Source organism: Rhodothermales bacterium (assembly GCA_034439735.1).
GTDB lineage: Bacteria > Bacteroidota > Rhodothermia > Rhodothermales > JAHQVL01 > JAWKNW01.
The window spans coordinates 17,859-28,611 of record JAWXAX010000132.1; the positions used below are offsets into that span (position 1 = coordinate 17,859).

At 64.1% G+C, this 10,753-nt stretch carries 10 protein-coding genes; all 10 read right to left on the reverse strand.

Annotation, left to right across the window (positions count from 1 at the left end):
* Positions 1–9: 9 nt before the first annotated feature.
* On the reverse strand, positions 10–1,434 hold the full coding sequence (locus SH809_10645) for a Na+/H+ antiporter NhaC family protein (protein ID MDZ4700153.1): 1,425 nt from the start codon (positions 1,432–1,434) through the stop codon (positions 10–12).
* Positions 1,435–1,480: 46 nt separating this feature from the next.
* A complete protein-coding gene (locus tag SH809_10650; GenBank protein MDZ4700154.1) occupies positions 1,481–2,146 on the reverse strand; it encodes a PhoU domain-containing protein in 666 nt (221 codons plus the stop codon).
* A gap of 59 nt (positions 2,147–2,205) precedes the next feature.
* Positions 2,206–3,744 carry a glycoside hydrolase family 3 N-terminal domain-containing protein gene (locus tag SH809_10655; protein ID MDZ4700155.1) on the reverse strand — a complete coding sequence of 513 codons (1,539 nt, stop codon included), beginning with the start codon at positions 3,742–3,744 and terminating at the stop codon, positions 2,206–2,208.
* A 10-nt stretch (positions 3,745–3,754) separates the two neighbouring features.
* On the reverse strand, positions 3,755–4,330 hold the full coding sequence (gene nadD / locus SH809_10660; protein ID MDZ4700156.1) for a nicotinate-nucleotide adenylyltransferase: 576 nt from the start codon (positions 4,328–4,330) through the stop codon (positions 3,755–3,757).
* Positions 4,330–5,202 carry an outer membrane protein assembly factor BamD gene (gene bamD, locus SH809_10665; protein ID MDZ4700157.1) on the reverse strand — a complete coding sequence of 291 codons (873 nt, stop codon included), beginning with the start codon at positions 5,200–5,202 and terminating at the stop codon, positions 4,330–4,332. Before bamD ends, nadD begins: the two co-directional genes overlap by 1 nt.
* A 163-nt stretch (positions 5,203–5,365) precedes the next feature.
* Positions 5,366–6,811 carry an ABC transporter substrate-binding protein gene (locus SH809_10670; protein MDZ4700158.1) on the reverse strand — a complete coding sequence of 482 codons (1,446 nt, stop codon included), beginning with the start codon at positions 6,809–6,811 and terminating at the stop codon, positions 5,366–5,368.
* A gap of 11 nt (positions 6,812–6,822) precedes the next feature.
* Positions 6,823–8,388 carry a glutamine-hydrolyzing GMP synthase gene (gene guaA / locus SH809_10675; GenBank protein ID MDZ4700159.1) on the reverse strand — a complete coding sequence of 522 codons (1,566 nt, stop codon included), beginning with the start codon at positions 8,386–8,388 and terminating at the stop codon, positions 6,823–6,825.
* A 131-nt stretch (positions 8,389–8,519) separates the two neighbouring features.
* The gene (gene gcvH / locus SH809_10680; GenBank protein MDZ4700160.1) at positions 8,520–8,897 is read right to left on the reverse strand and encodes a glycine cleavage system protein GcvH; all 378 of its coding nucleotides are present in this window, start codon (positions 8,895–8,897) and stop codon (positions 8,520–8,522) included.
* Positions 8,898–8,976: 79 nt separating this feature from the next.
* On the reverse strand, positions 8,977–10,320 hold the full coding sequence (accC, locus tag SH809_10685) for an acetyl-CoA carboxylase biotin carboxylase subunit (GenBank protein ID MDZ4700161.1): 1,344 nt from the start codon (positions 10,318–10,320) through the stop codon (positions 8,977–8,979).
* Between the two features lie 43 nt (positions 10,321–10,363).
* Positions 10,364–10,753 (reverse strand): acetyl-CoA carboxylase biotin carboxyl carrier protein (accB, locus tag SH809_10690; protein ID MDZ4700162.1); only part of this gene is annotated, 390 nt, incomplete at its 5' end.

Genomic DNA, 10,753 nt, shown 5'->3' on the forward strand with positions numbered 1-10,753 from the left:
CGGTGCGGCTCAGGTCACGAGCCCGGCGATCGCAAACGCCACGAGGGACGCGGTGGCGAGCAGGAGGGTATAAGGCAACTGGGAATTCACGTGGTCGATGTGGTCCGACGCGGAGGCCATCGAGGAGATGATCGACGTATCCGACAGCGGCGACGCATGGTCCCCGAAGACGCCGCCGGCGAGCACGGCGCCCAGCAGGAGCGCCGGCGAAAGCCCGAGGCCTTCGGCCAGCGGCAAGGCGATCGGGATCATGATCGCAAACGTCGACCACGACGAGCCGAGCGTGAAGGCGATGATACATCCCACCAGAAAAACGGCCGAAGGCAGCCACCACGCCGGCCCATCGCCGCCGATCAGGCCCACCAGATAGGGCCCCATCTCTAACTCCCGCGATACCTGTCCCAGGGCAAAGGCGAATACAATCAGAATCGTTACAGGTAGGAGTCCCGACGCGCCTTTCAGGATCAGGCCGGTCGCCTCGACGGGCGACATCACCCGCTTACCCCTTCTCGGGATGCTGTAGAGCACCATGGCCGCTCCGATACCCAGCGAAACGGCCCAGAGCACGGAGGTGGAGCCGCTGCCGGCCATCATGTTGCCATCGCCCGTAATCCAAAGGCCGACGAAGATCATTCCCACCATGACGAGGATCGGCAACACGAGATCGCGCATGTGGAACGGCGCATTCGGGACGGGCTCGAGGCCGGCGACGTCTTCGGCGAGCATTGGGCGAGCGCCTTCCCGGATCGTCTGCCCCGTCGTCAACGCCCGCTGTTCCGCACGCCGCATCGGGCCGAAGCTCCATCCCGTCAGCGCGAGGACGAGGCTGAAGAGGATGGTGAACCAGGAGTAAAAGTTGAACACCAGGGAAGACGCCAGGAGCCCCACGGCGGAGGCGTCCGCGATGCCCTGCGCGGCGAGCAGCCCCAGAATGTAGGCGCCCCACCCGTTGAGCGGGATCATCATGCAGACCGGTGCGCTGGTGGCGTCGCAATAGAAGGCCAGTTTTTCGCGGGGGATCTTCAGCTTCTCAAAAAACGATCGGCTTACGGCGCCGACCGTAAGCGAGGTGATGCTCGACTCCACGAAGATGAGCATGCCAATGGTCCAGGCCAGGAGTTCGGCCCCGCGCCGGGTCGTCCCCCACCCGCGGGCCTGCGCCCAGCGGATAAACCCTTCGACCCCGCCTGAAGCCTGCACCAGGGCTATCAGGCTGCCCACGAGGATGCAGAAAAACACGACGCGTGTATTGCCCGCATCCGCGAACACGGCCACCAGCTGATCGCCCAACTCACGGAGCCCGAGGATCGGGTTGCCGCCGGCGATCAGGGTGGCGCCCACCCACAGGCCGGCGAACAGGGACAGGTATACCTCGCGCGTCCACAACGCAAGGCCGATTGCAAGGATCGGCGGTAGCAGGACGAGTGCATCCATCGGAACAAGCGGTTAGCGAGAGGGGGTCTGGAGGACTACTGGGGGATCAGGGAGCTTCTGGCGCCGTCGGCGGTCGATGCATCTGGTCGAGCGGCGACACGACCGTCGAGGCGATGTTCGCCAGATGCGAACTCACCCGGCTCAGCATCCGGGCGGACATCGCGTAGACGACGGCTTCGTTGGGGGTGATCGACGGCTCGTTTGCTATATGCTGGATGTACTGCGCCGCCTCCTGCTTGATGGCATCGTGTGCCGTCATGATATTGCGGGCTTCTTCGGGATTCCCCTTGAAAAAGCCCTCGTGAATCATGTTGAATATGTCGAACACATGGTCTCGAATCGCGCGCAACGGGGCCACATTCGGGCCCAGGCGTGGGCTGTGTGCCAGATCCGCCATCTTCGCCAGCGACTTGGAAAGATCTCCGATTCGCTCGGCTTCGTGCACGATGCTGATCAGCTTGAGGCTAAAGACCAGGTCTCGCTCGGGTCGCATCATCAGATGCTCCAGCACCGCACGGCGCAACTTCTGTTCGCCCTCGTTGATCGTGTGGTCGAGCTGCTTTAGGTCCTCATTCAGGATCTCGTTTTCAAGCAGATAGGCGGTGGCGGCGGCGAACATCGTTCGGCCGGTCTCCACCATCTGCTGGATCTGGGCGCTCGCCTGTTCTACCAGGGGCGGGTAATTGTCGCGGAAAATATCGAAAAAGCTCATGTCGGCGACGTCGTGCAGGTGGCGCGTGGTGGCGGGGATTTGTGGTCGGCTGCGCCGAATCACGCATGAAGATACGCGTTGCGGATATGATCTGCAGCGGCCTGCTGGGCCACGGGCACATTGCTGTAGACACACACGTGCGCGGCCGCATCGGGGAAGACATCCAGCATCTGAGGACTGCCCAGTACGGCCAGCACGGCCGGCCGCGACGCAAACACGGACGCGGCCAGCGCGACCATACGCGGCGGCAGGCCGAACGCATGCCATGCGGCCGGCTTCACGATCATGGCCACCACCACCACGCCGGCGCCCTCTGCGGCGTGACGGGCCATTTCGTAGCGCTGCTCCCTGTCGTCTGGTCCCATTTCGATATAGGTTGCGCCCGGTACGGACTCCAGAAGCCTCGCCAACGGCTGTATAGGGCGCGCCTCGGGCGGCTGTCCCGTACGGGCAAACGGGTTGAGCAGGATCCACACCTCACCCGTTCCGTCGCGGCGGATGGGGCCGTCGTGCAGGCGCCGGCTGAACAGGGCCTGCCGGGCGACCCGGTCGGCGAGCGCGGCATGTGCCGCCACCTCGTCCGGCGTCACGGGTCCAGGAGCCGGGCGTATCTGTCCGCGCAGGGATTCGATGCGGGCGATCGCCTCGTCCAGCCGCGCCTCGGTCACCCGGCCGGCCTGAACGGCGGCGACGATGCCCGCGACGGCGCCGGGAGGATCCCACGGGTCGAGCACGATATCCACGCCGGCGTTGAGGAGCGCCGCGGCGCGGTCGGCCTCGGTGGCGTACCGCTCGCGCACGGCCCCCATGATCAGGCTGTCGGTGATCACGGCTCCCTGGAATCCGAGTCGGGTGCGCAACAGATCGTGCAGGATGGGCCGGGAGACCGTGGCGGGCGCCCCGGAACGATCGAGCGCGGGGTAGGCCACGTGGGCGGTCATGACGAGTTCCACGCCGGCGGCAATGGCCGCCCGGAAAGGCGCGAGGTCGTGCCGGACCAGCGTCGCCTCGTCGTCGGTCACGACGGGTAATTCGGCGTGTGAATCGGCGTGGGTATTTCCGTGGCCCGGAAAGTGCTTGGCCGTGGTAAGCAGGCCCTCGCGCCGGCACCCCCGGATGTAGGCGGTCACGAGCGCGGTGGCGCGCGCGGTATCGGATCCGAAAGCGCGCGTGCCGATGATCGGATTCCGAGGGTCGCGGTTGACGTCCGCTACAGGACCGAACACGATATGGATGCCGGCCGCGCGCGCCTCGCGCGCCGTGGCGGCGCCAAAGGCTTCGACGGCGGCTTCGGCATCGTCGCCCAGTCGGGTGAAGGCCTGGGCGTGAGGGAACAGGGTAGCTCCAGCCATCTGCTGGCCCGCGCCGCGTTCGATGTCCGCAGCGACGAGCAGGCGCACGTCCGAGTCGGCCTGAAGGCGATCGAGCAGGGCCGGCGTAGTGGCCATGGCGCCGTTGAAGAGGACGAGCCCGCCAAAGGAGTGCGCGTCCCGCATGCGCCGGAACCGGTCAAAGTCGGCCTCGACCGGAACGGGTGGGGGCATGTTAGATCCCAGTCTCGGGAAGACGATGCGGGCGGCTTTGTGTTCGAGGCGCATGGGAGATCGATCAGCGGTAGAGGCCATGCTCGGCGATGTAGGCATATACGGCCTCCGGCACCAGGTAGCGGATCGACAGGCCCTGGTGCACCCGGCGGCGGATCGAATAGCTCGACACCTCGATGAGCGGAGCATCGACGAAGGTGATGCGGCGGGCGTACCGTGTGGCGGCTTCCGGGCGTGGGTCGGCGCCGGGGCGGGGGTAGACGATGAGGGGAAGGCGCGCCACGAGGTCGTCCGGCCGGCGCCATGAAAGCAAGTCGGCCAGGCTGTCGCTTCCGATCAGCAGGGAAAAGTCGACGTCCGGCTCGGTCCGTTGGAGGAGCTCGACGGTATCGATGGTGTACGAGGCGCCGCCACGGACGACCTCGAGGTCTGAAACGGTGAAGGCGGGGTTGCCGGCGACGGCTATGCGCGTCATCGCGAGCCGGTGCTCGGCGGCGGTGTCGGCGGACTTATGGGGAGGGGTGCCGGCGGGGATCCACCGTATCTGGTCCAGCGCACACGATACCCGGATGGTTTCGGCGAGGATCAGGTGCGCGATATGCGGCGGGTTGAACGTGCCGCCGAGGATCCCGACGCGCATCACGAGCCGGTGGACATCGTCGTCGAGTCCGCCGCCGCTGGAGTTCCGGGGGCGGCCGGCGCCAGCAGGGCATTCATGCGTATTTGCGCCTGTTCATACAGGGCTTCGGCTTCCTTGAGGTACTCGCTGTCGCCGAAGATCTGGGTGAGCCGGTCGTAATTTTTGATGGCCTCGTTGAGCCGGTCCGCCTGCCGGCCGGCGATGCTTTCGTCGGCGAAGGCGATATACGTGCGGATGGCGCCTACGAGAGCCTGCTGGGCCCAGGGGGTGTCCGGATACAGGTCGAACACTTTCTCAAAGGACAACGCGGCGGCTTCGTATAACTCGCGCCGCTCGTAGAGTCGCGCGGTTTCGAACTGCTTCAGGGCAAGCTTGGAGCGAAGTTCAGTGATCCGGGACTGAGCGTCGGTCACGAGCGTGTCGCTCGGATACCGTTCGATGAACAGCTGGAATTCGTCGATGGCGCGCCGGGTACTCGTCTGATCCAGTTCGGAGGTGGGCGAAAGCTGATAATAGGTCAACGCCCATTCGTAGTGTGCGAGTGGGATGCGGGGGTCTGCCCGATAGATCCGCGTGAACCGGTCGTATTCGTTCGCGGCCAGCAGATGTTCGTCGTTTTTGGCGTAGGCACGAGCCAGGTACAACTGGGCGTCGGCGGCCCACTGATGGGTGCGGCCAAAGCTAAAAACTCCCTGGAAGTAAGGAATGGCCTCTTCGTACTTGCGCTGTTCAAACAGGGTGCGGCCTTTGCCAAAGGCTTCCTGGGGCGTGGTGTAATTTACGCGGCCGCTACTGCCGCACGCGGCGACGAACAGGACGAGCAGGAGAGCGACAAGAGCGAGCGGAGTGCGCATAAAAAAGAGAGCAGGCATGAGGGAGCGGCCGGGAAGCGGTAGGAGCCGGCGTGCGTCTGGCGGCTAAAAAGCCCCAGGCTGTAACGCCCGGGATCGCCTGGTTATTGTAGTGACAGGGCATCGGGCCGGCCCACCCTGGCGGCGGATGGTACGTAGCCGCGTACAGGGCAGTTCCGCCCGACTACCGCATGAGGGTGACGGCGCCATCTACATAGCGATGGTAATACAGGGCCTCATTCACATTGCCTTCTGCGAAGTCCAGCCGGATGCTCAGGCCCTCGAAAGGAGGCGCGGCGTGGATGCGTTCGATGAGCGGTCGCGCGTCGTAGGGTTGCTGTGCGACGCGTTCGAGCAAAAACCGGGCGACGTCATAGCCGCTAAAGGCCGGTCGGGTGGGGAGTTCACGGGCGAGCGTGCGGTACTGGCTTATAAAAGCCTGGGTCTCCGGCGCGGATTCGTCGACATAGTAGTCGTTTGAATAGGTCACATTATACTGGCTCGCCTGCGAACTCATGGGAAGGTTGTGCCACGAGACGGTGCCCAGGACCCGGGTGCCGGCGCCAATGCGGTCCATACTGCTGAGCGCGCCGCCGATGAGCGTTGGCGCATTATTGCCTGTGATCGGAATAAAGACGGCCTCAGCCTGCTGGATCGAATCCCGGCTCATCGTTTCATTGAGCCGGAACCAGTCGCGCGAGTCATCCAGATAGGTCTCGAAGCGCATTTCGGCGCCGAGCCGAAGCACCTCGTTGGCGAAATTGGCGGCCTGGAGGCGGTCTTCGGGGCTTTCGCCGTCGGCGATCAGGGCCAGCCGGCTGAGCCGCAGGCTCCGTACGGCGAAGCGGGCCATGAGCCGGCCGCGCAGGGAGAAGGTCGGGTTGGCCTGGAAAATATAGGTGCGGCCCTGCGCTACGGTTTCGGACGTCGCTAGCGGGGCGATCAGCACGACGCGTCGGTCCTCCGCGGCGCGAGCGGCGGCTTCGGCTTCGGCGCTAAACAGCGGGCCGATGATGGCGTCGACCCGTTCGACGGTCGCCAGGGTTTCGATCGCCTGCCGCGCCCGGCCGGCGTCGTTGTGGGTATCCTGAAACACCATCTGCACCATCGGACGCAGCGTGCCGTCGGGTTGACGCTGGGAGCCGGCGTTGTACGCCTCCACGGCCAGCCGGATGCCATTAAACAGCTCCTGGCTGAGGCCGGCGGCCTCGTTGGTCAGGGGGAGCGCAACGCCCAGCCGGAAGATATCAACCTTGTTCGCCGTCTGGTCGAGACCCTGTTCGGACAGGGCGAGGGTATTGCGGGCTTCGATCGCGTAGCGGCTGCGTGGGTAACGAGAGAGGAAGCTGTTCAACTCTCGCACGGCCAGGTCGTAATCCCCCCGGTGATAGAGGGACTTGGCGCGCATCATGAGCGCCGCCGTCGTCTTCCGATGAAAATCGTAGGTGTTGGCCACCACGCCGAACAGGCGCGCGGCGACATCGAATTCGCGGTCTTCGTAGGCTTCGAGGGCCGTAATAAACACCGACTCGGCCGAATCCTGGGTGGGGATCGGATTGGCCTGAGCCTGCACTTCGTTCAGCCGAAAGGTGTAAACGAGCAGCAATCCGAGGAATAAGAGCTTCCGCATGCCGGTTGGTATCATTCCCACTCGATGGTAGCGGGGGGTTTCGAACTGATGTCGTAGACCGTGCGGTTGATACCGCGGATCTCGTTCACGATCCTGTTGGACACATGTGCGAGGAACTCGTACGGCAATTTCGCCCAGTCCGCCGTCATCCCATCGACGCTGGTCACGGCGCGGAGGGCGCACACGTTTTCGTAGGTGCGCCCATCGCCCATGACTCCGACCGATTGTACGGGCAAAAGTACGGCAAACGCCTGCCATACGCTATCGTACAGGTTGTGCCGGTGAAGTTCCTCGATGAAGATGGCGTCGGCCTCGCGGAGGATGACGAGGTCGCTGGCCGTGACGGCGCCCAGGGTGCGTACGGCCAGGCCGGGGCCGGGGAAGGGGTGCCGACGGATCATGTCCTCGGGCAGCTGGAGCAGCCGGCCGATTTCGCGCACCTCGTCCTTGAACAACTCACGAAACGGCTCGAGGATCTTGAAATTCAGTTTTTCGGGCAGGCCCCCCACGTTGTGGTGGGTCTTGATCGTCGCCGAAGGGCCTTTAAACGAGACGCTCTCGATGACATCCGGGTATAGGGTGCCCTGCGCGAGGAACGTCGGCCGCCGGCCCAGCGACTGCGTGATCCGGTCCGTCGCCTCCTCGAACACTTCGATGAACGTGTTGCCGATGATTCGACGCTTTTTCTCGGGGTCCACCACGCCGGCGAGCCGGTCGAGAAAGATCGCCGTCGCGTCCACCGCTTCGAGGCGGACAAGGAAGTGATCGCGGAAGGTGTGCTGCACCTGCTCCCACTCGCCTTTCCGCAGCAGCCCATTGTTGACGAAGATACACGTGAGCTGCTCGCCGAGGGCATGGTGCAGGAGGGCGGCCGCCACGGACGAGTCGACCCCGCCCGAGAGCCCGAGGATCACGTGATCGGGGCCCACGAGCCGGCGAATCTCTTCCGTTTTTTCTTCGATGAACGAGCGGGTGGACCAGTCGCCGTCGCAGCCGCAGATCTGGATGACGAAATTTTGCAGGATCTGCCGACCGTACTCCGAGTGGGCGACCTCCGGGTGGAACTGGACGCCGAATTTGCTTTCGCCCGGGAAACGGACCGCGGCGATGGCATTGCTGGTTTTCCCGATCAGCTGGTAGGTTTCCGGCAGCGTAACCAGGTGATCGCCGTGGCTCATCCACACCGTCGAGCCCGTCGGCACACCGTGCAGGAGGTCGGAGTCGTCCAGCACCTCGATGGCGGCCCGTCCGAACTCGCGGCGTTCCGCCCGAGCCACGTTGCCGCCCGTGACGTCCGCCATGGCGAAGAGCCCGTAGCAGATGCCGAGGATGGGCGTCGGTGAGCCGTCCGGCCGCGTCATCGACAGAATCTCCGCCGATAGTTTCGGCGCGCCTTCGTCGTAGACGGACCACGGGCTGCCCGATAGGATGATGCCATGGGGTTGCAGTGCGGCCAGTTTGTCAACAGGCAGCGTGCAGGGATAAATTTCGGAGTAGACCCCTGCTTCGCGGACACGGCGCGCGATCAGCTGGGTGAACTGCGAGCCAAAATCCAGGATGATGATGCGCTGGTGCATGGTCACGGCAAAGTCGCTGCAGTGTCACTACTGCGGTTGAAAGAACCAGTTCACCGGGGGGAATTGAAACGCGTCGGGGCGCTGGTTGAGGCGCCCCCGGCACGTGATCGATACAGGTCCTCGGGCCGGCGTCAACCGACGAGGGCCGCGTAGTCGTCCGCGGACATAAGTCCGGACAGGGCGGCGGCGTCTTGCACTTCGATGCGAATCATCCAGCCCTTTTCGTACGGGCTCTCGTTGACCAGTTCGGGATTCTGCTGAACGTATTCGTTGATCGCCACGATGCGGCCGGAGAGGGGCATGTAAAGCTCGGAAACGGTCTTGACCGCCTCTACGGTGCCGAAAACGGCATCCTTTTCAATGTAGGAGCCTACGGATTCGAGTTCGACGAACACGATGTCGCCGAGTTCGCCCTGCGCGAAGTCCGTGATGCCGACCTGGGCGGTCTGGCCGTCTAGCCGAACCCACTCATGCTCTTTTGTGTACCGTAATTCCTTCGGGAAATCCATGATATGCTTTCGCTGGCTGGGTCGATGAAACGATCAGGGTCGATGAAACGATCAGATCGGAGAATAAGAAACCGCCGGCTTATTCCCCTTCCTGGAGCTTGAATGTTTCGAGGAAATGGGTGTCGAAGGTGCCGGCCTGGAAGCGCGGGTCGTCCATCAGCTTCAGGTGGAACGGAATGGTGGTATGCACCCCCTCGATAACGAATTCCCCGAGCGCACGGCGCATCTTCTTGATGGCCAGGTCGCGCGTGCGGGCCCGCACGATCAGCTTGCCGATCATCGAGTCGTAATACGGCGGGATAACGTAGCCAGTGTAGACGTGGGTGTCCAGCCGGACGCCGTGGCCGCCGGGGGGATGGAACGTTTTGATCGTTCCGGGCGACGGGCTGAAGTTCTTGTAGGGATTTTCGGCATTGATGCGGCACTCGATGCTGTGCCCCTGCATCGGCACGTCGCGCTTGCGGATCCGCTCGCCCATGGCCACGCGGATCTGGTATTCGATCAGGTCGCTATCCGTCACCTCTTCGGTGACGGGGTGCTCCACCTGGATACGCGTGTTCATCTCGATGAAGTAGAAGTCCCGGTTGGCGTCGACGAGGAACTCGACCGTGCCGGCGCCTTCGTAGTTCACCGATTCGGCGCCCCGGATGGCCGCTTCGCCCATGGCGGCGCGCAGTTTTTCATCGACGATCGGGGACGGGGACTCTTCGAGCAGCTTCTGATGCCGGCGCTGGATCGAGCACTCGCGTTCTCCGAAATGGATCACCGTCCCCTGGCCGTCGCCCAGGAGCTGGATCTCGATGTGCCGCGGCTGGTTGACGAACTTCTCGATGTAGACGTCCGGGTTGCCAAACGAGGCCTCGGCCTCGCTGCGCGCGGCGTTGAACAGGTTGGGTAGTTCTTTTTCGTTGGGCACGACGCGCATCCCGCGTCCGCCGCCGCCGGCGCTGGCTTTGACGAGCACGGGATACCCGATGCCGCCGGCGATCTCGATCGCCTCCTTCACGTCTCTCACCACGCCCTCCGACCCTGGCACGCAGGGCACATCGGCGGCGCGCATAGTGGTCTTGGCGAGGCTCTTGTCGCCCATCAGCGTAATCGTACGGGCGGATGGGCCGATGAACTTGATGCCATGATCGTGGCAGATCGCACTGAATTCAGCGTTTTCAGCCAGGAAGCCGTAACCCGGATGGATGGCGTCCGCGCCGGTGACTTCGGCCGCCGCGATGATCTGGGCATGGCGCAGATAACTCTCGCGGGAAGGGGGTGGGCCGATACAGACGGCTTCATCCGCGAAGCGGACGTGCAGCGAATCCCGGTCCGCCGTAGAGTATACGGCAACCGTCTGCAGCCCCATCTCGTGGCAGGTCCGGATAATACGCAGCGCGATCTCGCCCCGGTTGGCGATCAGAACCTTCTTCACGTCGGTGTGGCGTTAGCGTGGGTGGGTAGGGATAGCGCGGCGCTCAATCTTTCGAGATGACAAAGAGCGGCTTCTCGAAATCGACGGGTTCTGAGTTCTGAACCAGGATCTCCTTGATCGTGCCAGCGACATCACATTCGATCTCATTCATCAGCTTCATGGCTTCGATGATGCAGAGCACGTCGCCAGGATTGACACGGTCTCCCACGTTGACGAACGGGCCGGAGTCGGGGCCCGCGGCACGGTAAAAGGTGCCCACGATGGGCGCCTTGACGATGAAGTCGTTCGAGACCACGACCGGTTCCGGGGGCGGTGGGGCGGCCGCTACCGGGGCCGGAGCCTGGGGAGCCGCGGGCATCGAGGCCACGGCTGGCGATGGGGAGTATACCGGCGGCGGCGGTCCGTAGGCCGGTTGCGGATACGCCGGGGGGTA